This is a genomic window from Rhodococcus sp. 5A-K4, assembly GCF_046097995.1.
Classification (GTDB): domain Bacteria; phylum Actinomycetota; class Actinomycetes; order Mycobacteriales; family Mycobacteriaceae; genus Rhodococcus_F; species Rhodococcus_F erythropolis.
The window spans coordinates 13538-37571 of the sequence record NZ_JBJURM010000010.1; the positions used below are offsets into that span (position 1 = coordinate 13538).

A 24034-nucleotide genomic window follows, 5' to 3' on the forward strand; every position below is an offset into this window, starting at 1 on the left:
TCGTGTTCGTCCTCAAGCCTGCTTGTACTCGAGGACGGAACCGATGACCCGTTCCTGTTGTTCGGACGTGAGCATGGGCCACAGCGGCAGACGAAGGATCGACGCGGAGAACTCGGCGCTACGCACACACGGCTCCGGTGTTCGTCCGTAGCGCACACCGGCCGCACTCGTATCGAGCGGAATGTAGTGGAACGGCGCCACGATTCCGTCGGCGGCAAGATGCCGAATCAAGCCATCGCGGCTCTCTTCGGTAGGCATCTTGAGATAGAACAGGTGCGCGGTGTGCTCGCGATCTTCGGGAACCGCCATGGGAACGACACCGTTCTCGGACGCCCACTCGCCCAGACTCACGCTGTAGGCATCCCAGACGCGATGCCTGGCCGCCTGAATCGCGTCGAACTCCGAGAGTTGTGCGTCGAGGACAGCGGCATTGAGTTCACTGGGCAGATAACTCGACCCGATGTCCTGCCACGAATACTTGTCGACCTGACCGCGCAGGAAACGCGCACGGTCGGTCCCCTTCTCACGGATGATTTCGGCGCGGGTCATCAACTGATCGTCGGAGAGCAACAGCGCGCCACCCTCACCGCAGTGAACGTTCTTGGTGTCGTGAAAACTCTGCGTACCGATAGTTCCGATGGTGCCGAGCGCCCGCCCGCGCCACTTTCCGCCGAGCCCGTGAGCGTTGTCTTCGATCAACGCGACACCGTGGAGTTCCGCGAGGTCGAGGAGAGGTTCCATGTCGGCGGCGACTCCGCCGTAATGCATGACCAGTACTGCTTTTGTTCGTTCCGTGATTGCCGCTGCGACGCAGTCGGGATCGATATTGCCGGTACTCGGATCGATGTCGACGAAAACAACAGTGGCACCGCGCAACGCGACGGCGGTTGCCGCCGAACTGAACGCGAAGCTCGGGACGATCACCTCGTCACCTGGGCCCAATTCGAGTAGCAGCGCACCCAATTCGAGTGCGTGCGTGCACGAGGTCGTCAGCAGAGCATGCGTGGATCCGGTGATCGCCTTGAGCGCTGCAGTCGCGGACTTGGTGAAACGTCCGTCACCGTGAATGTGATCGGACTCCAGAACCGTTGCCAGATTCGACAATTCGTTCGATGCCCGATAGGGGCGGGAGAAGATGATGCGATCAGTGCTCACGACTGCGCCGATCGATCGAGGTTCCGGGCCGCGGTGAATCGACAGTCAGATACAGAGGCTTTCCGACAAGGACGTGCAGTGCCACGCCAAGGTATTCGGCGATGAGACCGAGCGAGAACAGGATCGCACCCGAACAGACCAGCAGCGCCATGATGATCGACGCCCATCCTTCCGGGTCGTTGTTGTCACCGGTCATGGCTTGGACGAAGATCACCGCAGCCATGATCACACCGGCCGACGCCAGGGTGACCCCGAGCAGACTCACCAGCCGCAGACCGCGGGTTCCGCTACACAACACCATCTTCCAGAACAACGAGAACAAACGGCGATAGTTGTACCCCGATTCCTCGCGGCCTTCCGCTCGAAGTGTCACCGGCGCCGTGGCGGTATTGCCGACGACCCACGTCAGCGCGACGTCCAGATACACGCCGTTGGCGGCGACGCCGGCCAACTGTCGGCCGATGTCACCTCGGATCAGGCGGTAACTTTCGAATCTCGTCGAATCAGGGAACGCGAATACCGTCGCCAAGACGATCTTTGCACCGCGCGAGGTCAGGTTCCGCAAGAATCCATGCGGGCGGGTGTTCGTGGGTTTGGAATACACGAGATCGGATCGCTCCGTCAGCGCGGTGTCGAGGAAAGCCCCGATGTGCACCGGGTCGTGCTGGCCGTCTTCGTCCATCGTCACGATCCACTGGCCACGTGCAACGGCCATACCGGCGATAGTCGCAGCGTCCTGGCCGTAGTTGCGACTGAGCCACACGACACGCACCTGATCGAAACGGCGCTCCAATTCGAGTAACACGACGTCGGAACGGTCCGGACCGTTGTCGTGAACCAGCACGATCTCGTCGACGGTGAACTGCGCTCCACCGGGCGTCGAACTCGGTGCGCACAGGCCGTCCAACTCCTCGACGAGCGCCGTGATCGTCTTTTCGCCCTGATAAACGGGCACTACGACGGAAATCGAGTGCACTCGCTTCCACTCCCTTCAGGGGGCTCGACTGGCGCCGAGAGACAGGCACGATCGGGCCCACACCGTCGCGAACTTTAACACGCAGAGATGTCCGGACTTCGGATGCCGACGGCGCGTGATGCGCTCGCGTCTCCGCGCGCCCCACCTGCCCTGTTAAGGTCTGGAACTCGTGGTGGAAACTCGCACTCTCGCCCGGGCAGACGTGTACAAGTGGGGCGCCGTCACGGCGGTCGGTGTCATCGCCGGCTACCTGGCCGTGGTGCTCGCGAACGCTCGTCACTTCTACACCGACGACACCGAGTCCCAGTACGCGCCGCTGTGGGTCATGCTCGGCCGTAGCCTGCGAGAAGGACACCTACCGGTACTCGTCCCCGAGAACTGGATGGCGGGCAACTACGCGATCGAGGAAGCGGGCCTTCTCAATCCGCCACAACTTCTGATCGACCTGATCGCACCGTCCTTCGACAACCTGGCGCTTTACGCGACGATCGTGAAATTGATCTTCGCGATCATCCTTGCGCTGGGCGTCTATCGGATCTGCCTGGAGTACGGCTCGCAGCCCACGTGGGCTGCGGTCGCCGGAGTCTCGATTCCGTTCACCGGTTTCCTCCTCTTCTTCGACTCGGCCAGTTGGATGACAGCCTTCACCGGCACTGCCTGGATGGTGCAGGCGTGGGCCTCGGCAATCCGCTACGCCAGAGGCAAGAGCGGTCCGATCCCGACCTTCGTGTTCTTGTATCTCGCGATGTCGGTCCAATATGTTTTCCCCGCAGTCGAATCCGGCTTGATGATCGTCGCAGTCGCGATCGGCGAAGTTGTCTATCAGCGGCGTTGGCTACCGTCGCTGCGGCTATTGGCGGTGTCCGCGTGTGCCGCCCTCGCCGGTCTCGCGACGTATCTACCGAGCCTGCTCACCGCCGACGTCACCTGGCGCGGTGCATCCGAAGTCAAGAACGACGCTTTCCTCGCCGTTCCCTGGTCGGAATCGCTGAACGCGAGCCTGCCGAGCACGATGCCCGCGTTCTCCTCGTGGTGGGGATACATCCAGACCATGCCCATGGTCTACGTCGCGTGGTTCCTCATTCCGGCTCTGGCATTCATCGACTGGGGCAAGGCACGCGCCGCGGCACGTGAATTGACCGCCGTCGGGATCTTCACGGTCGCCGTCCTCATGTGGACTGCCGGGCCGAGCACGATCGGCCCACTGCGGTGGCCCGCGCGCGTGCTTCCGATGGTGGCCATCGGACTCCTGCTTCTGGTGTGCATCCTGCTCGGGCGTTACGCCACGACCGACAAGTTGCGCGGACGCTGCGTTGCAGCGGGAATCCTCGTGGGCCTGCTTTTGATCAGGTCCGCCTCGGCAGCTCCCGGGCTCGCGAAATGGCATGTGATCTCAGCCCTGGTCGTTGCCGCACTCGGCGCTGCGATGGTGTGGCTGGGCCGTACCAAGGGCACCGCGCTCGCATGCCTGTTGGCAATCGCCGCGGTCTCCCCCATCGCCTACGCCCAGGTTCGGGCCGCGCAACCAACCCCGATGAGCTGGGACCTGCCCGAATCCCACTCGGAGATGAAAGAGGCCTTCCCCGACTTCGAAGGCACGACACTGCAACTGGGCGACCGTGCACTCATCGCACCCGGGGACAAAACCCTCGACGGAGCGTACGGTTCCCTGGCTTTCGGCAACTACCCCAAAGACCTCGAACTGACCTACACCAGCGGCTACACCCCCAACGGGCACTTCTACTTCGGCGATCTGCTCTGCATGCGCTGGGACATGAGCGTCTGCCCCGACGCCTTCCGACGGGCATTCACCGTCGAACCCACCACCGGCCGCACCATCGTCGACCTGATGAAGGTGGACCGCGTCGTACTGCAGAACGCCCTCTACCCCGATGCACGTAAGAGCCCGGCCCCCGACGGGTGGACATGGGTGGACTACCCCGGTCACGAGAACTACATCTCCGTGCTCGAACGCGTCGACGGCCCCGTCTCGACACGAAACGGCCGCATCGCCGATACCCGTGGCGTCGAAGCTGTTTCGACCGCGGAATCGAACATGTCGAGCACCCTTCGTGTCAGTTCGGAGACCGGCGGCAAGGTTGTGTTCGCACGGCTCGGCTGGCCCGGGTATCGAGCTAGCCTCGACGGTCAGCCTGTCCCGATCGACGTCGTCGCGAAGTCCTTTGTCACCGTGGACATCCCAGCCGGGACGAAGGACGCTGAACTTGTCCTCACGTGGCGACCCCCGGGATGGAAGGTCGGCGGCGCTTCGATGGTCGCCGGAATCCTCGGCCTCGGTGTGCTCGAGTGGATGTATCTGCGGACACGACGCAAGGACCGGATCAACATCGTGAAAACCGAGTCTTCATGACCGAAGACATCGCATCACCCGAGAACCCCGGCCCGCTGCTGCGGGTGGTCAAGCATCAACCCATCGCGTTTGCCATTGTCGGAGTGGCCAATACGGCGATCGGATACGGGCTCTTCGTGATCTGGTCACTGATCCTCGACAACAAGGATCTGTATCAAGTGGCTGTGATCGGTGCGTACTCCATCAGCGTGCTCATCGCTTTCGTTCTGCATCGGACGTTGGTTTTCCGCGTCCGCGGACATGTGGCACGCGACCTGGGCGCGTTCATCGTCGTCAATTCCGGTGGCCTCGTGCTGAATCTGATACTCGGAACAATCGCGGTGTCGATTCTGCATGCCCCGCCGCTTCCCGCCCAGGCGGTTGTCATGTTGATCGTTGCCGGTGTGAGTTTCTTCGGTCATCGATACTTCTCGTTCCGCCGCAAACCTGCCGAGCGGCACTGACCCTTCTACGATTCGCGGGGTAGCGCTCGATCCACCGCGGCCTCGACGATCGTACGAATATCTTCCTCCCCGAACAGGTTCGGCAATGTCAGTCGATCCAGTACGAGCCAGTTCAACGACAAATAGAGCAGGCGAACGGTCATCGCATCACCCGGCACGCCCGACGCCAGATGATTGGCTACGTTCAGATCGAAGTCTTCTCGGATGCGGACGGTCAGGACCGCTCGCAGGTCCGGACGACGTATCGCCTCCAGCCGCAACTCCATGAGCGCGAGGAAACCCGTTCCAAACGAGGTGACCCGCTCGACCACGTCGAGCATCAGCGTCACCAGTCGCTCACGATCGGTGCCGTTGACGGGATCGATCAATCCCTCGAGGTCGTCCGGAATCAGTCGCTCGTAGATCCGGCCACCGGCCTGCGTGAGTAGGTCGTCGCGATTGGAGAAGTAGTTCGACGCTGTCCCGTTCGGCACGGCTGCCTGGGTGTCGACGGCTCGAAAAGTCAAGCCTCGAGCACCCTCTCGGGCCAACACCTCGATTGCCGCGTCGATCAGGGCAAGCCGTCGTTCCGGGTTCTTTCGCACTTGACATCACTCCTGACACGACCCTAAGTTAAACCACTACGAACATAGTACTACGAACGGAGCGTTTGATGCGAAAGCTTGTGTACTACGTGGGAGCTTCCCTCGACGGCTACATCGCGGGACCAGACGGCGAATTCGATTTCTTCCCGGTTTCCGAACAGATCACGGCCTGGATATGCGATCGATATCCCGAGACCGTGCCAACGCATGTGCGGCCCGCTCTCGGAATCGAGGACGCACCCAACAGAACCTTCGACACGGTCGTCATGGGCCGCGGCTCTTACGAGCCCGGGCTGAGCCTCGGCGTGAACAGCCCTTTTGCGCACCTGCGCCAGTTCGTCGTCTCCAGCACCCTCCCTGACGCCGAGGATCCCGCGGTCACCATCGTTCGCACCGATCCACGTGCGGTCGTCAGATCCCTCAAAGAGGAAGAAGGACAAGATATCTGGCTGTGCGGCGGCGGAACTCTCGCCGGCGAACTACTACCGGAGATCGACGAGTTGATCGTCAAAAGGTATCCGGTTGTCGCCGGCGCGGGCATACCGCTGATCAGAGGTAACTTCGAGCCGACACTGTTCACACCGACTGCAACCGAATCGCTCGACGACGGCGCAAGCATCACCTGGTTGAAGAGAAATACCTAAGGAAGTAGATCCGGTCGACGCTCGGCCGTGCGCTGCAGCGACTGCTCATGGCGCCAGGCTTTGATCTTCGCGTGATCTCCGGAAAGCAGAACAGGCGGAACCTCGAGATCACGCCACACGGCGGGGCGAGTGTAACTGGGCCCTTCGAGGAGCCCGTCGGAGAACGAATCCTCTTGGTGCGACAGCTGATTGCCGAGAACGCCGGGCATCAGTCGCACAACAGCCTCGACCATCACCAGCACGGCTGCTTCGCCGCCGATCAGAACGTAATCGCCGATACTGACTTCTTCGACGCGAACCCGCTTGGCGGCGTCGTCGAAGACGCGTTGGTCGATACCTTCGTATCGGCCGCAGGCGAAGACAAGGTGCTTGGCGGTGGCCCAGCGATGTGCGGTCGCCTGAGTGAACGGGACGCCGGCGGGAGTCGGCACCACCAGGATCGTCTCGGCATCATCCGGGCCGGAAGAATCGGAGCGACCGATCACGTCGTCCAGTGCCGGACCCCAGACGGTGGGTTTCATGACCATGCCGGGTCCGCCGCCGTACGGGGAATCGTCGACGGCTTTGTGTACGTCATGGGTCCACGACCGAAGATCGTGGACGTCGACCGAGATCAAGCCACGTTCGATTGCCTTGCCCAGCAAGGCAGCACGAAGCGGTTCGAGATACTCGGGAAAGATGGTGACGACGTCGAGACGCATGACAAACGATCAGTCGTTGTCTGGGTTCGAATTGTCGCTGTTCGACTTGTCGCCGAAATCCGGGTCGAGCAGTCCCTCGGGAGGCTCGATCACCACGACGCCGTCGGCAATCGACACCGAGGTGACGATGGCGGCGACAAACGGGATCAGCAATTCACCGGACGCCTCACCGGTACGGCGAATCGAAAGCAATTCGCCTGCGGCGGAATGCAATACCTCGATGACCGAACCAACCTCGGTACCGTCCGTGAGGACGACCTTCAGTCCTTCGAGTTCGTGGTCGTAGAACTCGTCCGGATCATCCGAAGGCTCGAGTTCGGAACTGTCGATGACAAACAGTGTGCCGCGCAACGCATCTGCGTCGCCACGGTCACTGACGCCTTCGAGGCGCAGCAGAAGCCGCCCGGAATGATCCCGGGCGGCTTCCACTGTGTACGACTTCAGTGTGGACTCGCGCGGCTTGCGCCCACGCAGCACAGAACCTACGGCAAAACGATCTTCGGGCTCGTCTGTACGAACCTCGACTACCAATTCACCTTTGATGCCATGCGACTTCGCGACACGACCGACTACGAGTTCCACCTGTTTACTGCCGTCTACTGATCGGTGTCGACGACATCAACACGGATACCGCGGCCACCGATGCCGGAGACCAAGGTCCGCAGAGCGGTCGCCGTGCGACCACCCCGACCGATGACCTTGCCGAGATCGTCGGGGTGCACGTGCACCTCGACGGTCCGTCCCCGACGTCCGGTGATCAGCTCGACACGCACATCGTCGGGATTGGCGACGATGCCACGCACGAGATGCTCTACCGCATCAGCGACGACGGCACTCACTTGTCAGCAGCCTCGGCGTCTGCAGCGGGAGCCTCGGCGTCAGCCGCGGTGTCTTCTGCCTTGGCCTCGTCAGCCTTTGCAGCCTTCTTCTTCTTGGGGGTGATTGCTTCTGCAACCGGCTCGTTCTCGGCCTGCGCGAGTGCAGCCTGGAAGAGCTCGAGCTTGGTGGGCTTGGCTTCCTTGACGCGCAGGGTGCCTTCGGTGCCCGGCAGGCCCTTGAACTTCTGCCAGTCACCGGTGATCTTGAGGAGTGCCTCGACGGGCTCGGTGGGCTGTGCGCCCACGGACAGCCAGTACTGAGCGCGCTCGGAATCGATGTCGATCAGCGAGGGCTCTTCCTTGGGGTGGTACTTGCCGATGGTCTCGATCGCACGGCCGTCACGACGGGTGCGCGAGTCGGCGATGACAACGCGGTACTGAGCGTTGCGGATCTTGCCGAGGCGGGTGAGCTTGATTTTGACAGCCACAGCTGCAGTTCTCCTTCAGCGCGCACAACAGTGCTGCGCATGTCACGTGCAATTCAGCGACCCACACGATTTGTGAGCCCGGTTTTGCCTCTATCCTGTGACCGTCGCAGCGGTACGTAACCGGTTGCGACGAACAATGGTCCATTGTGCCAGATGGGTGGGCTCGTTCGGAAACCACCCTGTGCGCGCTTCGAGAGTGCAGGGACTCCCTAACCACTCACGGGGGTGCCGCGGAGGATCACACGCGCCGGCTTCGCGAGCACATCGGGGTTTCCGCGCGGATCTTCGGAATAAACCACCAGGTCGGCGGGCGCTCCCTCTTCGATGCCCTGGGCACCCAACCAACTCCGCGCATCCCAGCTGGCTGCGCCCAACGCCTGGTGAGCTGTCAATCCGGCAACTTCGAGTTCGGCGATCTCGTCGGCGATCCGCCCGTGCCTGATCGAACCGCCGGCATCCGTTCCGGCATAGATCGGAATCCCGGCCTCGTGCGCGGCACCGATTGTCTGGTGCCGACGAGCGTGCAAATCGCGCATGTGCGCCGCGTAGATCGGATACCGCGTGGCGGAGTCCGCGATCTCGGGGAAAGTAGCGATGTTGATCAGCGTCGGAACCAGGGCCGTGCCGTGCTCGACCATCGACTCGATGGTCGCGTCCGTCAATCCGGTGCCGTGCTCGATGCAGTCGATACCGGCGTTGATCAGGCCGGGCAAAGCGTCTTCGGCAAAAACGTGAGCGGTGACCTTTGCGCCTTCGGCGTGGGCGGCAGCGATGGCCTCGACCAGGATCTCGTCGCTCCACAAGGGAGCCAGATCGCCGACGGAACGATCGATCCAGTCGCCGACGAGCTTGACCCAGCCGTCACCAGCGCGTGCCTGACGCACTACCTCGGCCGGCAACTGAGATTCGTCGTCCAGGTCGACCGGCAAGCCCGGGATGTACCGCTTGGGTGCCGCGATGTGCTGACCTGCGCGAATGATTCGCGGCAAATCGAGGCGCTCGTCGATGAACCTGGTGTCGACCGGTGATCCGGCGTCGCGGAGCAACAGCACGCCCGCGTCACGTTCGGTCTTCGCCTGCTCCAGCAAGCCGTCGACGGTTTCGCCCCCGCCACCGCCGTAGCGGATACCGACGTGACAATGCGCATCCACGAGACCCGGTGTGATCCAACCCGATTCGACGATCGTCTCCGCACCGGACACCGGCTCGAAGGAAATCAGCCCGTCGACGATCCACAATTCGATCGGCTCGGCATCGGGCAGACCGATGCCCCGCAGATGAAGCGCAGCCACCGACTACTTCTTGGGCAGCTTGAGCTGGGAAAGATCGATGCCTTCCAGTCCGGGCGGCAACTGATCGAGACCCTTGGGCATGTTCGACAGGTCGGGCATACCGGCCGGCATTCCGCCGGGCATACCCGGGAATCCGCCCATGCCGGGGAATCCTCCGCGCATCTTGGGCTGCGTCGGGCCCTTGCCGCCCTTCTTGCCCTTCTTGCCCTTCTTGCTGCGAACCTGCTTACGCGCGCCGGGCATGCCCATACGGCCGGCCATGGCAGCCATCATCTTGCGGGCTTCGAAGAAGCGATCCACCAACTGGTTGACGTCGGAAACCTTGACGCCCGAACCGTTCGCGATGCGCAGTCTGCGTGAGGCGTTGATGATCTTCGGATCGTCGCGCTCGGCCGGTGTCATACCGCGGATGATGGCTTGAATGCGATCGAGTTGCTTCTCGTCGACGTTGGCCAACGCGTCCTTCATGCCGCCGGCACCCGGCAGCATGCCGAGGAGGTTGCCGATCGGGCCCATCTTGCGGACGGCCATCATCTGATCGAGGAAGTCTTCGAGGGTGAGCTGACCGGAACCGATCTTCGCTGCGGTCGCTTCGGCCTGATCGGCGTCGAAAACCTGCTCGGCCTGCTCGATGAGGCTCAGGACGTCGCCCATACCGAGGATCCGGCTGGCCATGCGATCGGGGTGGAAGACGTCGAAGTCTTCGAGCTTCTCGCCGGTGGACGCGAAGAGGATCGGCTGGCCGGTGACCTCGCGGACGCTCAGTGCGGCGCCACCGCGGGCGTCGCCGTCGAGCTTGGTGAGGACGACACCGGTGATGCCGACTCCCTCACGGAACGCGTCGGCGGTACTGACCGCGTCCTGACCGATCATGGCGTCGAGGACGAAGATGGTCTCGTCCGGGTTGACGGCGTCACGGATACCGGCGGCCTGAGCCATCAGCTCCGAGTCGATACCGAGGCGACCGGCGGTGTCGACGATCACGACGTCGTAGTGCTTGTTGCGGGCTTCCTCGACGCCGGCGCGGGCGACCTCGACGGGGTCGGCTGCGGAAACGCCGAGGGCGTTCTCGCCACCGCCGATGGAGGTACCGGGGTGCGGCGCGAAGACTGCCGCGCCCGCACGCTCACCGACGATCTGAAGCTGAGTGACGGCGCCGGGACGCTGAAGGTCGCAGGCAACGAGGAGGGGCGTGTGCCCCTGGTCCTTGAGCCACTTGGCCAACTTTCCGGCCAGCGTGGTCTTACCGGAACCCTGCAGACCGGCCAACATGATGACCGTCGGCGGAGTCTTGGCGAACTGGAGTCGACGAGTTTCGCCGCCGAGAACCTCGACCAGCTCTTCGTTGACGATCTTGACGACCTGCTGAGCCGGGTTCAGTGCACCCGAGACCTCGGCGCCCTTGGCGCGTTCCTTGATCTTGGCGATGAAGCTGCGCACTACGGGAAGCGCGACGTCGGCCTCGAGCAGGGCAAGGCGGATCTCGCGGGCCGTAGCGTCGATGTCGGCGCCGGACAGACGACCCTTGCCACGCAGATCCTTGAGAGATCCGGTCAATCTGTCGGAAAGGGATTCGAACACCGAGTGCGCTCCTGAAGGTCGTGCGAGTTAGCCGTGGATATTCTCGGGCACCAGCCTAGCCGCTACGCCCGCACCGATCCCAGCCGATGCGGGCGTAACTGCCGAAACCGGTCCGTCAATCCTCTTTCTTCTTCGGTTGTGGCACCGGAACCACCGCCAGCACCGCCTCCTCGACGCGCTCTCGCGCCGCGCGGGTATCGGCCTCACCGAAGTCGAGGCAGAACGCGTCGACCACCGAGGAACCCAACGTGGCGACCTTCGCCCACCGGATGTCGGCACCACTGTGTTCGAGTGCTGCGGCCAGTCGGCAAAGCAGGCCGACGCGGTCTTCGGTACGCAATTCGAGGATCGCGTGACCGTCACCGGGCGCGTCGAACCAGATGACCCGCGGCGGCGCCTGCGAATAGAGCACCGGAACCGCCGAATCCTTGTTTGTCTGGATCGGGTCGTCCCACTGCTCTGCCCGTGCCTCCTCGTCCTTGGCGTCGAGAAGTTCGAGCAGATTCAGTTCACCGGCCGAAGCGCGGATCAATTCCTGCCTGAGCAGCACCGCCTGCGGCGGTGTGCCGAACCTCGGTGTGACGACAAACGAATTGACCGCCGAACCCGCATGCGACCCCAGCGAAGCGGAATGCACCCGCAACGACTGCAGCGCCAGAACTCCGGCAGCCCGAGACAGCAACCCGGGCGCGTCGGGCGCGATGACGGTCACGACGTAGGTGTGCGGATTCTCGGCCGGAACGAGCGAGACGTGAACCCCGCCATCCTCGGCAATGGCCAACTGCTCGGGAGCGAGTGGATCGGGTTGTGGGAGTTCCTCCCCCGCCATCAGCAAACGGCAACGACGCACGAGCTCACCGATCAGAGACGACTTCCAGTCGCCCCAGACGCCAGGCCCGGTGGCCAGCGAATCCGCCTCCGCCAACGAATGCAGGAGATCGAGAAGCGTCCCGTCCCCTTCGAGTGCGTCGACCACTCGCTGCACCGTTGCCGGATCGTCGAGGTCGCGACGGGTCGCGGTTTCCGGCAGCAGCAAGTGATAGCGCACCATCGCCGTCAACGTCGCGACGTCGGAAGGCCAGAGCCCCAAGCGATTTCCGATCGCAGTGGCCAATTCGGCACCGACGACGCTGTGGTCTCCCCCTCGCCCCTTCCCGATGTCGTGGATCAACGCACCGAGCATGAGCAAGTCCGGCCGAGCGACGCGAGTGGTGAATCCGCTTGCATACGCGGCGGTTTCGACCAGGTGGCGATCCACCGTCCACGTATGGACGGCGTCGCGCGGCGGAAGATCGCGAATGGTCCCCCACTCCGGCAGGAGGCGACCCCAGAGCCCGGTCCGGTCCATCGCCTCGATCACCGGAACGGCACGCGATCCCGAACCGAGCACGACCAAGAGATCGTTGACCGCATTTTTCGGCCACGGCTCACGCAGTTCCGGGGCATTGTCGGCCAGGCGATTGAGCGTCGACGCGGAGATCGGCATGCCGTTGGTGGCCGCCGCTGCCGCGACCCGCATCACCAGACCGGGATCCTTCTTCGGCCTCGCATCGCGCGCCAGGACAACTTCGCCGGCATGCTCGACGACGCCCTCGTCCAGTGGTCGCCGCACCGGCGCGCGACGCAGCCGCGACAAACCACGCCGGGGCAAGGAGTTTCCGGCGGTACGGATACCGACGTCCACCGAATAGCTGATGGTGCGCGCCGATTCGCTGAGAAGGCGGGCCAGATCGAATCGATCACCGATCCGCAGCGCCGCACCGATTTCGTCGGCGTCCTGCGCTCGCAGTTGATCGCGGGCGCGACCGGCAACGCGGTGAAGTTCGGTGCGCACGTCGAGCAACCGCCTGTGCGCGAGTGCCAGACCGCCGCCGGGCGAGTTGGGTCCCAGCCCTGGCATCCCGTCGGTCAATTGCGCGATGGACAGGGCGTTGAGCAGTTGCACGTCGCGCAGCCCGCCACGGCCGCTCTTGAGGTCCGGTTCGGCGCGATGGGCTATCTCGCCGCTGCGCTCCCACCTCGTACGGGTCTGGGTGATCAATTCGTCGAATCGGCTGCGGATGTCCATGCGCCACTGTCGACGGACACCACTGATCAACAGGTTGCTCAGCTCCACGTCGCCGGCAATGTGGCGTGCTTCGAGCATTCCGAGTGCCGCCGTCATGTCGGTGGCCGCAACCTGAAGCGCCTGTGGAAGCGTCCGCACGCTGTGGTCGAGTTTGATGTGCGCGTCCCACAGCGGGTACCACAGGCTGTCCGCAACCTGGGCCACGACCGCTGGGTCCATGTCGTCGTGCAGCAGAATCAGATCGAGATCGGAATACGGCAACAGTTCGCGTCGGCCAAGACCACCCACGGCGACGATGGCAAACCCACAATCCGGTTTGATGCCCAGTTCGGTCCCCTTGGTGGTCAACCAGAACTCGTGCAGATCGACCAGTGCATGTCGCAGTGAGGGGGCGTCGAGCCTCCTGTTCTTGACGCCTCCGGTGAGTAGGGCCTTGCGTGCGCGGGCCAGGTCCGCAGCTTCGTCGGATCCCCCTGACGAGACCGGCCCTGGCCCCGTCGCTTTCGCGACGGAACCAGGGCCGAAGTTCTCGGACCCTTTCGGGTCAGAGTGCATCGCCACCGCGTTCCCCGGTGCGAACCCGGATGACCGACTCGACTGGCGAGACCCACACCTTGCCGTCACCGATCTTGCCGGTTCGAGCGGCCTCGACGATCACCTCGACCACCTTGTCCACGGCCGCGTCGTCGACGACGACCTCGACCCGGACCTTGGGTACGAAGTCCACGGAGTACTCCGCGCCTCGGTACACCTCGGTGTGGCCCTTCTGTCGGCCGTAGCCCTGAACTTCGCTGACTGTCATACCCAGCACTCCGGCCTGCTCGAGTCCGGTCTTGACGTCCTCGAGCGTGAACGGCTTGACGATTGCTGTGATCAGCTTCATGTGCTCATCCCTTTCCAAACTCTGAAGTGCCTGAATTCACTTTAATCACGTGCTGATCACGCGAGGTCGTATGCGGTCTCTGCGTGTTCGGTCTCATCGATGCCGCGTGCCTCGTCCTCGGCCGAGATTCGCCAGCCCAGGGGCTTGAGTGCGAAGCCGATGATCGTCGTCAGAACGCCGGTGAAGACGAGTGCTGCGAGTGCGATCACGATCTGAACCACCAGTTGCTTGTAGTCGCCGCCGTAGAAGAGGCCGGTTGCGGTGCCGAAGAATCCAATACCGATCGTGCCCCACAGGCCGGAGACAAGGTGCACACCGACGACGTCGAGCGAGTCGTCGAAGCCGAAGCGGAACTTCAGGCCGACTGCGAGAGCGGACAGGATGCCGGCTACGGCGCCGAGGAAGATGGAACCGACCGGGTTGAGCGCACCGGCAGCAGGGGTGATGGCGACCAGACCGGCGACCGCACCGGAAGCTGCGCCGAGGCTGGTGGCGTGACCGTCACGAATACGCTCGGTGGCGAGCCAGGCCAGGACTGCGGCACACGTCGCGGTGGTCGTGTTGACCCAAGCGAGACCGGCGTTACCGTCGGCGGCGAATGCCGAGCCGGCGTTGAAGCCGAACCAACCGAACCAGAGAAGTGCTGCGCCGAGCATCACGAAGGGCAGGTTGTGCGGACGGAAGGCGGTCTTGCCGAAGCCGAGACGCTTGCCGACGATGAGAGCGAGGACCAGACCGGCCATACCCGCGTTGATGTGAACGACTGTGCCACCGGCGAAGTCGATCGGAGCGACGTTGGCGACGGTGACTCCGTCGTCGTTGACCGTGGTGCCGAAGAGCTTTGCCGCGATGCCGTCCTCGGAGCCCGAGAGGAGTCCGCCGCCCCACACCATGTGTGCGAGGGGGAAGTAGACGACGGTGACCCAGATACCCGAGAACAGCAGCCAGGTGCCGAACTTGACCCGCTCGGCCAGGGCACCACTGATAAGGGCGGTGGTGATGATCGCGAATGTCACCTGGAACGCGATGTCGATGACGTTGGGGTAGCCCCACGCGCCGGCGATGAAGTTGCCGTCAGCATCGGTGATGCTGTTCTTGAGGCCGAAGAACTCGAACGGGTTGGCAAAAATGCCCCCGATGTTCTCGGTGCCGTAGGACATCGACCATCCCCACAGAACGTAGATGACGCCGATGACGGCCATGGCCCCGAAGGACATCATCATCATGTTCAGGACGGACTTGGACCGAGACATCCCGCCGTAGAAGAAAGCGAGGCCGGGTGTCATCAGCAAGACCAGAGATGCAGCCATCAGCATCCATGCGGCGTTACCGGAGTTCGCCAACAAATCGTCGGTACTCACTTACTACCTCCTAGTCGCACGTGCCGGGCAGCACGTCGTTAAGGAGAAGAGTGCTGGGCTGGTGTTTCGTCCATGGCGCTGTCGCGTTTCGCAGACGTGAACCAATTGCCCAACTTTGTTGCAAACAGGTTTCGCCAGGGGGTTCTACCGACCCTGTGCGCCTTTTCGGTAGTTCGCGCTACCAAAAAGGCGCACGGGGGCGTCAGCCCAGGAGGGCGTCGACGAATGCACCCGGCTCGAAGGGCGCCAGGTCGTCGGCACCTTCACCGAGACCGACCAACTTCACCGGCACACCCAGTTCATGCTGAACCTGGAAGACGATTCCGCCCTTGGCGGTTCCGTCCAGCTTGGTCAGTACGACGCCGGTGATGTCCACGACCTCCGCGAACACTCGAGCCTGCGCCAGTCCGTTCTGGCCGACCGTCGCATCGAGAACCAGCAGAACGTCGTCGACCGACGCCTTCTTCTCGATGACCCGCTTGACCTTGCCGAGCTCGTCCATCAGACCGGTCTTGGTGTGCAAACGGCCGGCGGTGTCGATGAGGACCACGTCGACGCCGTCCGCGATGCCCCGTGAGACCGCGTCGAAGGCAATCGCAGCGGGATCGCCACCCTCCTTGCCACGAACAACTTCAGCGCCGACACGCTCGGCCCACGTCTGGAGCTGATCAGCAGCGGCCGCGCGGAACGTATCCGCGGCGCCGAGCACGACGCGACGACCGTCGGCGACGAGCACGCGAGCCAGCTTGCCGGTGGTGGTGGTCTTGCCGGTTCCGTTGACGCCGACGACGAGCAGAACAGCCGGGTGATCATCGTGCGGCAACGCGCGGATGGAGCGGTCCAGTTCGGGACGCAACTCGGCGATCAACACCTCACGCAGGAGCGCGCGGGCGGCAGCCTCGGTCCGGACGCTGCGGGCCGCCATCTGCTCACGAAGCTTCGTGACGACCTTTTCCGTGGTCGCGGAGCCGAGGTCTGCGATGAGAAGGGTGTCCTCGACTTCTTCCCACGAGTCCTCGTCGAGATCGCCGCCACCGAGTAGGCCGAGCAAGCTCTTGCCGACTGCTGACTGCGAGCGGGAGAGGCGCCCGCGCAGTCGGTCCAGCCGGCCTTCGGTCGGGTCGATCTCGTCCAACACGAGCGGTGCAGGCTCGACGGGTTCAGGAACTACGACGGGCTCGGGTACGACTGCAGGTTCGGGAACGACAACAGGTTCGGGAACGACAGGTTCTTCGACAACAGGTTCTGCTACTGGTGGTTCTTCTACGACCGGCTTTTCGATTACCGGCTCTTCGACAACCGGTTCCTCGACAACAGCGGGTTCTTCGACAACCGGCTCCTCGACGACGGCCGGCTTCTCAGCAACAGGTTCTTCGACGACCGGTTTTTCGACGACAGGCGGCTTCTCCGCGACCGGCGGAGTCGGAACCACCGGAGGTGGCGCCGTTGCCGTCGAGCCTTGACTGAAGTTGAACCCGCCGCCGGCCTTGTAGCCGCCTGACTTGTCCTTCTCGGGGGTGCCGAGCTCCGGCTTCGTCTCGGGCGCCTTCAGCGACACCTGCCCCTTGCGGTAGCGCAGGAATCCGGCAACGAGAACGACGAGTAGTACGGCCGCTACAGCCGCGATGATGATCCAAGCCTGGGTAGTCACCGGCCCATTGTTTCAGGCTCCGACCCGGAAAGTGAGCAGGGCTTACGTCGAGGCCATGTCTTGACCGCGAAGTCGCTGCGAAATCACGGTGGTGATGCCGTCGCCGCGCATGCTGACTCCGTACAACGCGTCGGCGATTTCCATCGTCGGTTTCTGGTGAGTGATCACGATCAACTGCGACTTCTCCCGCAATTGTTCGAACAGTCCGATCAGCCGCCGCAGGTTGGTGTCGTCCAACGCCGCCTCGACCTCGTCCATCACGTAGAACGGGGAGGGACGAGCCCGGAAGATCGCGACCAGCATGGCCACCGCGGTCAAGGACTTCTCGCCGCCTGACAGCAACGACAACCGCTTGACCTTCTTACCGGGCGGACGCGCTTCGACCTCGATGCCTGTGGTCAGCATGTCCGACGGGTCGGTGAGAACCAGTCGTCCTTCTCCCCCGGGGAACAATTTCTCGAACACGCCCACGAACTCCCGCTCGACGTCGGCATAGGCCTCGGTGAACACCTGCAGAATTCGTGCGTCCACGTCTGCGACCACAGCAAGAAGGTCCTTGCGTGCGGTCTTGACGTCTTCGAGCTGAGTGGAGAGGAAGGTGTACCGCTCCTCGAGAGCTGCGAATTCCTCGAGCGCCAGCGGATTGACCTTGCCGAGGGTGGCGAGGTCTTTCTCCGCCCGCTTGGCGCGCCGTTCCTGAGTCGCACGATCGTACGGAAGCGGAGCGGGGGCGGTTACCTGCTCCCCACGCTCCTTGGCCTGCTCGTACTCCTCGATTTCGAGAGTGGTCGGCGGCAGTTCGACGTCGGGTCCGTACTCGGCGATCAGATCATCGAGGCCGATACCGTACTGATCGAGGATCGACTCCTCGAGTTGTTCGATACGCAGCGCTGCCTGAGCCTTCGCAACCTCGTCGCGATGGACGGCGTCGGTGAGTGAAGCGAGCTGTCCGGTCAGTGCCCGGACGATCTCGCGGACCTGATCCAGCTTGGCCGTGCACTCGGAGCGGGCCCGAGCCAACTCGTCGCGATGAGCAAGAGCTGCAGCGACGACGGCCTCGAGTTCGGCCGCCACGCGCTGCCCCGACTCGGCGACGGCAGCTGCAACCTCCGCAGCGTGCGCTCTGGCGCGCAGAGCCCGCTCGGCGCGAATTCGTGCCTCTCGTTCGGCAGCAGCGGCGCGGCGAAGCGAATCAGCCTTTCCGCGTACGGATTCCGCACGTTCTTCGGCGGTGCGCACGGCAAGGCGAGCATCCATTTCGACTATGCGCACTTCGGCCAGCGCTGCTGCGGCCATTTCGCGATCGGCAGCGGTCGATTCCGCACCGTGTCCCGGTGCACTGCCGTCGGTTTCGGCCACACGCAGACGTTCTTCCAGGTCCGCCAGCTTTGTCAGCGACTCACCGCGGCCCTCCTCGGCACGCACTCGCTGGGCGGTCAACCGCTCGGATTCTGCGTGGGCGACTCGTGCTGCTTGCCCCAATCTGCCCAACTGCTCGTAAATGGCGGACATGGCGGCGTCCGACTCGTTGAGCGCGGCCAAAGTCTGCTCCGCGGTCTCGCGTCGAGCGGCCTGTTCGGCCAGAGCGCCGGACAGCGCCGCGTCGAGTTCCTCGGATCGGCTCTCCGTTGCCGCCAGTTCCGCTGCTGACGCGTCGATCGCCGCCTGTACCTCCAGCGTGCTGGGTTGCCGATCCGAGCCACCGATCATCCACCCCGAACCGTGCAGATCGCCGGAACGCGTCACTGCACGAATTCCCTTGCGGTCAGCAACAACTCGAACCGCGTCCTCGAGAGTCTCGACCAGGACAACGCCATCGAGTATTGCGGTCAACCCCGCACGCAACTCGTCAGGGCAGTCGATGACGTCGACGGCAGGACGACCGCCCGGTGCGATCTCGGCCTCGCGTTTGATCACCGGTTCACCGCTCACGATCAGCGACGCACGCCCACCGTCCTGATCGGCCAGCACTGCAACAGCGGAGCGAGCAGAGTCCAGCGACTGCGCCACGACGGCGTCCGCCGCCGGCCCCATCGCGGCAGCGATCGCAGCTTCGTAGCCGGGTTCGACGTGAATCAATCCGACCAGCGAGGTGATGCCGTCGTCGCGCCGATGTTCGAGCAGCCAGCCGCCACCGTCCTTGCGCTGCAAGCCCATCGACAGTGCCTCGACGCGTGCACGGAGCGAAGCTATGCGTTGCCCGCTCGTCTTTTCTTCCTCACGAAGTTCTTCGACACGTGCGTCGATCATCTCGAGAGCTTCGACGGCGCGTTCATGATTGGTGTCGAGGCCTACTTCACCGGCGTCGAGGTCCCCGATGCTTTCCTGCACCGTGTCGAACTCGGCTTGTGCGGCATCACCACGCAGACGAGCCTCGTCGATGGCCTCGGTCAGTCGCGAAACTTCCGCGTCGACGGATTCGACGCGGGTACGCAGAGTGTCGACCTGACCGGAGAGTCGAGCAAGACCTTCACGGCGGTCGGCGACGGCACGAACTTCCGCCATGTGCGCCCGTTCCGCTTCTGCTGCAGCATCTTCGGTGGCTGCCAGCTGGTCCCGAGCAGCTTCCGACGCCGCTCGCGCGATTTCGACGCCTTCGAGGAGTTCGGCCTCCTCGGCCGCAAGACGTTCGGCGCGCGCTTCCATCTCGTCCGGGTCCTGGCCGCGGTTGCCGACGGGTTCGGAGTCGAGATGTCGTGCACGCTCGCGGGCGATGCGCACGGTGGCGTTGACTCGTTCGGCAAGCGCGGAGAGCTGGAACCAACTCTGCGCTGCCGCTTCCGATCCCGGAGTCAGACGAGCGAGAGCTTGCTCCTGGCGCCCGAGTTCGAGGTTGGCCTCGTCGAGCGCGGACGCCACCTCGTTGTGCTGTTCGCGGGCCGCTTTCTCGTCCTGCGCCTGGTCGTTCAGTTGGGTTCGACGGGTCACCAGGTCGTCAGCGGCCAGCCGCATCTTGGCATCACGCAGGTCAGCCTGGACCGTCTGTGCTCGCCGAGCAACCTCGGCCTGGCGTCCCAGCGGTTTGAGTTGCCGACGCAGTTCCGCGGTGAGGTCACTGAGTCGAGCGAGATTGGCCTGCATGGAATCGAGCTTGCGTACCGCTTTTTCCTTGCGGCGGCGATGTTTGAGGACTCCCGCGGCTTCTTCGATGAAGGCGCGTCGATCCTCGGGCCGGGATTCGAGGATCGCGGCGAGCCGTCCCTGCCCGACGATGACATGCATTTCGCGGCCGATACCGGAGTCGCTGAGCAGTTCCTGGACGTCCATCAGACGGCAGGACGAGCCGTTGATCTCGTACTCCCCCGCGCCGTCGCGGAACATCCGGCGCGTGATCGACACCTCGGAGTACTCGATCGGGAGCGCGCCGTCGGCGTTGTCGATGGTCAAGGTCACCTCGGCGCGGCCCAGCGGCGCGCGGCCGGAGGTGCCGGCAAAGATGACGTCTTCCATCTTGCCGCCGCGCAGAGCCTTGGCGCCCTGCTCGCCCATCACCCAGGTCAACGCATCGACGACGTTGGATTTACCCGAGCCGTTCGGCCCGACGACACAGGTGATCCCCGGCTCGAACCGAAGAGTCGTTGCCGACGCAAAGGATTTGAATCCCTTGAGTGTCAGACTCTTGAGGTGCATGGGGGGAAACTTTACCGCCAAACCGGTCAGCGTTCGACGAACCCTGTCAGGTCGCCCCTGGCGGGGTCCCAGCTGTCGACCACGAGATCCACCGTGCCCGGTGTTGTTCCCGAGCGAAGCAACTCCAACAATTTCTCGAGCTGCGTGCGTTCGCCTTCCGCCACGACGAGCACTCGACCGTCACGCTGATTCGACGCATATCCGATCAACCCGAGTTCGAGGGCGCGGGCCCTGGTCCACCACCGGAACCCGACGCCCTGAACATATCCGTGAACCCACGCCGTCAACCGCACAGGCGGTGTCTCAGTCATGACGTTCAGCCCGCCACACGTTCGAGACGGTGGACGTCGCCGAGGAAACCGGTGGTGTAGAGCGAGTTGGGGTCCCAGCCCGGGCCGGCACCGAACTTCACCGCGGATGTGAACGGCAGACCCGAGGCGATCTCACACGAAGATCCTGAATCCGGATCGACGCGAACAACTTTGCCGCCGGCATTGAATGCGACGTACAACGCGCCGTCCGGTCCGACGGTCAGATCGTCCGCCATGTTTGCCGGACCGAACCCGGGGAGCGTGATCGTTCGCACCGGCCCGCCCAGATCGTGTGCGTCGAGGACGTGGACGGCGGTCACCATGTCGAAAGTGGTCGTTACGTAGATCGTCGAACCGGAGCGTGCGAGGCCGTCGACGGTGCCGAGATCCTCACGAACGATCGAACTGGTTCCGTCACTGTCGATGACCGTGAGCCCCGGCCGGGTCAGGGTGCGAGCTGTGAGGAAACGGTTACCGTCCAGTGGCACAAGCCCGTTCGGCATCACCAGACCGTCGGCAATCGTTGTCACCGATCCGTCTGCGACGTCGACCTTACGAAGGCTGCCGTCGGCGATTCCGAACAGACCCGAGACAGTCGAGTTGCCCGTGGTGAAGTACACGGAACCGTCACGCGCGACCAGCCCGCCAGGTCCGGTGACGTCACCGACCAAAGTTGTCCGTGTTCCGTCCGGCGCCACTTTCAGCAGTGCACCCGGCCCGATCAGAGCCGACTGCGACAACGCCATCGATCCGCTGCCGTCGAATTCGAGATTCTCGAGCATTCCGGCACCAGTCGTCACGACGCTCGACGTCCATTTGCCGCAACCACCGTCCGAGCCGTCGGCCGGGACCGATGCCTGTGCCGGAGCACTCACCGCCACAACGGAACCCAGTGCGATCGCAGCGACAACACTGCCGGCGCGGGACATCAGGCTTCCGTGTCGAACGACAGCGTGACCTTGGTTCCGGCCTTGAGAGTGCGCCCGACCGTGCACACCTTGTCGACGGAACGCTCGACGAGAGTGATGAGGCGCTGCTGCGCTTCGGCATCCAACTCACTGAGGTCGAGTTCGAGAACCTCGTCGAGCTGCGGGTAGACCTCGTTTTCACGATCGGCGGCACCGGACACTCGAACCGTCGCGTCGTAGTTGTCACCGAGGCGGCGAGAGATCGGGAAGTCTGAGCTCATCCCGGTGCATGCAGCCAGTGCAATTTTGAGGAGTTCGCCGGGCGTGAAGACTCCTGGCACCGATTCGGAGCCGATGAGAACCTCTGCGCCGCGCGAACTCTTGCCGGTGTAGAGGCGGGTTCCTGTGCGTTCCACCCAAAGCTCCGTGTGAGCTGGGGCGGTTGCAGTGTTGTCTGGAGTCTGTTCAGCCATGACGCAATCTTGCCACTCCGCCGAACCGAAGGGGCGGAGACCTAGGCGATTCGCCGTGCCCTCGGGGTCGGCTGACACCGCGGGCAACTGAACGACGATCGATTCATGAACTTCTCACGCTTGATCGGCGCGCCGCATCGCGGGCACGGAAGATTCTCCTGCCCGTACGCCGACAGCGACCGGTCGAAGTAGCCCGATTCCCCGTTGACGTTCACGTACAGCGCGTCGAAGGACGTACCGCCCTGATCGAGCGCCTCGCCCATCACCGAGCGCGCCGCGGTCAACAGTTCTCGAAGTTTGGGCCTGGTGAGCGATTCGGCGATTCGGTTGCCGTGAATCTTTGCACGCCACAATGATTCGTCGGCGTAGATGTTTCCGATTCCGGAGACCACTGTCTGGTCGAGAATCGCCCGCTTGATCTCGGTGTGCTTGCCCCGCAGGACTTTCACGACGGATTCGAGATCGAACGCAGCATCCATGGGATCGCGAGCGATGTGCGCCACCGACTCGGGCAGCATCGTTCCGTCGACTTCGACGAGGGGTGAAATCGACCAGCCACCGAAGGTCCGCTGGTCGACGAATCGAAGATCAGCCCCGGAATCGAGGGCCAACCGAATGCGTAGGTGCTTTTCCCAGTCGACTGTCGGGGGTTGGACCAACATCTGTCCGCTCATCCCGAGATGAACCACCAGTCCGACACCGGCAGGCTCGAGAACCAGCCACAGATACTTGCCGCGACGCTCTGCCGAAGCGATGGTCTGCCCGGTGAGTTGGCCGATCAAGTCCTCGGAACCGAGAATGTGGCGCCTGATCGCGCGGGGATGGAGGACCTCGACGGCCTCGATCGCCGCACCTACAGCATGAGACTGTAGGCCGCGGCGAACGACTTCGACTTCGGGAAGCTCAGGCAAGAGTGAACTCAGCCGGCGAGATCAGACGGGTTGTCAGCAGCGACTGCGCTAGCAGCGGCATTCTCCGACATCGTCTTCCATGCCGAACTTGCTGCCTTCTGCTCGGCTTCCTTCTTGGAACGACCGACACCGACGCCCAAGGGCTTGCCACTGATGAGAACTGTGGCCGTGAATTCCTTGTCGTGATCGGGTCCGGTAGCGGTGATCTCGTAGACGGGAACTCCGGCACCGTGTTCTGCGGTCAGTTCCTGCAGACTCGTCTTCCAATCCAGACCCGCGCCGAGAAGCGGTGCGCGAGTGAGTAGATCGTCGAACAGATCGAGAACAACACGTCTCGCAGTATCGATGCCGTGCTGCAGGTGTATGGCGCCGAGAATCGACTCCATACCGTCGGCGAGGATGGACGGCTTGTCACGGCCGCCCGTCATTTCCTCGCCCTTACCCAGCAGCAGGTGAGCTCCGAGTCCACCTTCACCCAGAGTCCTGGCAACCTCGGCGAGTGCATGCATGTTGACCACGCTGGCACGAATCTTCGCCAGATCACCTTCGGATTTGTCCGGGTGGGACAGATAAAGATTTTCGGTCACCGTGACGCCGAGAACGGAATCCCCGAGAAATTCGAGGCGCTCGTTCGTGGGCAGACCGCCGTTCTCGTACGCGTACGAGCGGTGCGTGAGAGCCAGGGTCAGAAGACCGGGCTCTATATCTACGCCGACAGCGGCGAGGAGCTTGTCGTGATTGCCCTCGCCGCCGGCGGCTGAAACTGTATTTTCGCTCGTCATAGT

At 63.5% G+C, this 24034-nt stretch carries 22 protein-coding genes; 3 read left to right on the forward strand and 19 right to left on the reverse strand.

All coding sequences use genetic code 11. From position 1 onward, the window contains the following. Nucleotides 1-12 precede the first annotated feature (12 nt). Nucleotides 13-1155, reverse strand: a complete 1143-nt coding sequence (gene rffA / locus ACKAMS_RS14965; RefSeq protein WP_408989198.1) for a dTDP-4-amino-4,6-dideoxygalactose transaminase — start codon at nt 1153-1155, stop codon at nt 13-15. Beyond that, complete coding sequence (locus tag ACKAMS_RS14970; protein ID WP_019747967.1) at nt 1145-2131, reverse strand: glycosyltransferase; 987 nt, start codon at nt 2129-2131, stop codon at nt 1145-1147. Before ACKAMS_RS14970 ends, rffA begins: the two co-directional genes overlap by 11 nt. Before the next feature lie 172 nt (nt 2132-2303). On the opposite strand from ACKAMS_RS14970, the gene ACKAMS_RS14975 reads away from it, so the two are divergent. Both ACKAMS_RS14975 and ACKAMS_RS14980 read left to right on the forward strand, forming a co-directional pair. Continuing rightward, complete coding sequence (locus ACKAMS_RS14975) at nt 2304-4502, forward strand: hypothetical protein (RefSeq protein WP_408989199.1); 2199 nt, start codon at nt 2304-2306, stop codon at nt 4500-4502. Next, entirely contained in the window at nt 4499-4945 is a 447-nt protein-coding gene (locus tag ACKAMS_RS14980) for a GtrA family protein (RefSeq protein WP_020969332.1), read from the forward strand. Before ACKAMS_RS14975 ends, ACKAMS_RS14980 begins: the two co-directional genes overlap by 4 nt. A gap of 5 nt (nt 4946-4950) precedes the next feature. Here ACKAMS_RS14980 and ACKAMS_RS14985 read toward each other — a convergent pair whose 3' ends face one another. Then, nucleotides 4951-5529 carry a TetR/AcrR family transcriptional regulator gene (locus ACKAMS_RS14985; protein ID WP_020969331.1) on the reverse strand — a complete coding sequence of 193 codons (579 nt, stop codon included), beginning with the start codon at nt 5527-5529 and terminating at the stop codon, nt 4951-4953. 68 nt (nt 5530-5597) lie between these two features. Between ACKAMS_RS14985 and ACKAMS_RS14990 the strand changes: the two genes are divergently transcribed. After that, nucleotides 5598-6173, forward strand: coding sequence for a dihydrofolate reductase family protein (locus tag ACKAMS_RS14990; protein WP_408989200.1), 576 nt, complete (start codon nt 5598-5600; stop codon nt 6171-6173). On the opposite strand, the gene trmD is transcribed toward ACKAMS_RS14990, so the two are convergent. The 16 genes from trmD to rnc all read right to left on the reverse strand — a co-directional run bounded on the left by trmD (nt 6170) and on the right by rnc (nt 24031). Beyond that, the gene (gene trmD, locus ACKAMS_RS14995; RefSeq protein ID WP_019747962.1) at nt 6170-6874 is read right to left on the reverse strand and encodes a tRNA (guanosine(37)-N1)-methyltransferase TrmD; all 705 of its coding nucleotides are present in this window, start codon (nt 6872-6874) and stop codon (nt 6170-6172) included. The two genes, ACKAMS_RS14990 and trmD, sit on opposite strands and share 4 nt — an antisense overlap. A gap of 9 nt (nt 6875-6883) precedes the next feature. After that, a complete protein-coding gene (rimM, locus tag ACKAMS_RS15000) occupies nt 6884-7456 on the reverse strand; it encodes a ribosome maturation factor RimM (RefSeq protein WP_408989201.1) in 573 nt (190 codons plus the stop codon). Between the two features lie 14 nt (nt 7457-7470). Further along, nucleotides 7471-7713 carry an RNA-binding protein gene (locus tag ACKAMS_RS15005; RefSeq protein WP_003939023.1) on the reverse strand — a complete coding sequence of 81 codons (243 nt, stop codon included), beginning with the start codon at nt 7711-7713 and terminating at the stop codon, nt 7471-7473. After that, nucleotides 7710-8180 (reverse strand): 30S ribosomal protein S16, encoded by a 471-nt coding sequence (rpsP, locus tag ACKAMS_RS15010; RefSeq protein ID WP_003942818.1) that lies wholly within the window; start codon nt 8178-8180, stop codon nt 7710-7712. The genes ACKAMS_RS15005 and rpsP overlap by 4 nt, the downstream gene beginning before the upstream one ends. 209 nt (nt 8181-8389) lie before the next feature. Beyond that, nucleotides 8390-9472 (reverse strand): amidohydrolase family protein, encoded by a 1083-nt coding sequence (locus ACKAMS_RS15015; protein WP_408989202.1) that lies wholly within the window; start codon nt 9470-9472, stop codon nt 8390-8392. A 3-nt stretch (nt 9473-9475) separates the two neighbouring features. Beyond that, a complete protein-coding gene (gene ffh / locus ACKAMS_RS15020; protein ID WP_003942713.1) occupies nt 9476-11053 on the reverse strand; it encodes a signal recognition particle protein in 1578 nt (525 codons plus the stop codon). A 115-nt stretch (nt 11054-11168) separates the two neighbouring features. After that, a complete protein-coding gene (locus tag ACKAMS_RS15025; protein WP_069146078.1) occupies nt 11169-13676 on the reverse strand; it encodes a [protein-PII] uridylyltransferase in 2508 nt (835 codons plus the stop codon). Next, nucleotides 13666-14004 carry a P-II family nitrogen regulator gene (locus tag ACKAMS_RS15030; protein WP_003942772.1) on the reverse strand — a complete coding sequence of 113 codons (339 nt, stop codon included), beginning with the start codon at nt 14002-14004 and terminating at the stop codon, nt 13666-13668. Before ACKAMS_RS15030 ends, ACKAMS_RS15025 begins: the two co-directional genes overlap by 11 nt. A 56-nt stretch (nt 14005-14060) precedes the next feature. Then, nucleotides 14061-15320 (reverse strand): ammonium transporter, encoded by a 1260-nt coding sequence (locus ACKAMS_RS15035; protein ID WP_042450902.1) that lies wholly within the window; start codon nt 15318-15320, stop codon nt 14061-14063. 247 nt (nt 15321-15567) lie between these two features. Beyond that, complete coding sequence (gene ftsY / locus ACKAMS_RS15040; RefSeq protein WP_046378390.1) at nt 15568-17016, reverse strand: signal recognition particle-docking protein FtsY; 1449 nt, start codon at nt 17014-17016, stop codon at nt 15568-15570. 42 nt (nt 17017-17058) lie between these two features. Further along, on the reverse strand, nt 17059-20646 hold the full coding sequence (smc, locus tag ACKAMS_RS15045) for a chromosome segregation protein SMC (protein WP_408989203.1): 3588 nt from the start codon (nt 20644-20646) through the stop codon (nt 17059-17061). Nucleotides 20647-20672: 26 nt separating this feature from the next. Then, entirely contained in the window at nt 20673-20957 is a 285-nt protein-coding gene (locus ACKAMS_RS15050; protein ID WP_020907281.1) for an acylphosphatase, read from the reverse strand. Nucleotides 20958-20962: 5 nt separating this feature from the next. Beyond that, nucleotides 20963-21886 (reverse strand): SMP-30/gluconolactonase/LRE family protein, encoded by a 924-nt coding sequence (locus tag ACKAMS_RS15055; RefSeq protein WP_021333061.1) that lies wholly within the window; start codon nt 21884-21886, stop codon nt 20963-20965. After that, a complete protein-coding gene (locus ACKAMS_RS15060; protein ID WP_020907278.1) occupies nt 21886-22338 on the reverse strand; it encodes an OsmC family protein in 453 nt (150 codons plus the stop codon). The genes ACKAMS_RS15055 and ACKAMS_RS15060 overlap by 1 nt, the downstream gene beginning before the upstream one ends. A 41-nt stretch (nt 22339-22379) precedes the next feature. After that, nucleotides 22380-23249: a bifunctional DNA-formamidopyrimidine glycosylase/DNA-(apurinic or apyrimidinic site) lyase gene (gene mutM / locus ACKAMS_RS15065; protein ID WP_021333062.1), complete on the reverse strand. Its 870-nt coding sequence runs from the start codon at nt 23247-23249 to the stop codon at nt 22380-22382. An 8-nt stretch (nt 23250-23257) separates the two neighbouring features. After that, entirely contained in the window at nt 23258-24031 is a 774-nt protein-coding gene (gene rnc, locus ACKAMS_RS15070) for a ribonuclease III (protein ID WP_019747952.1), read from the reverse strand. Nucleotides 24032-24034: the final 3 nt, after the last annotated feature.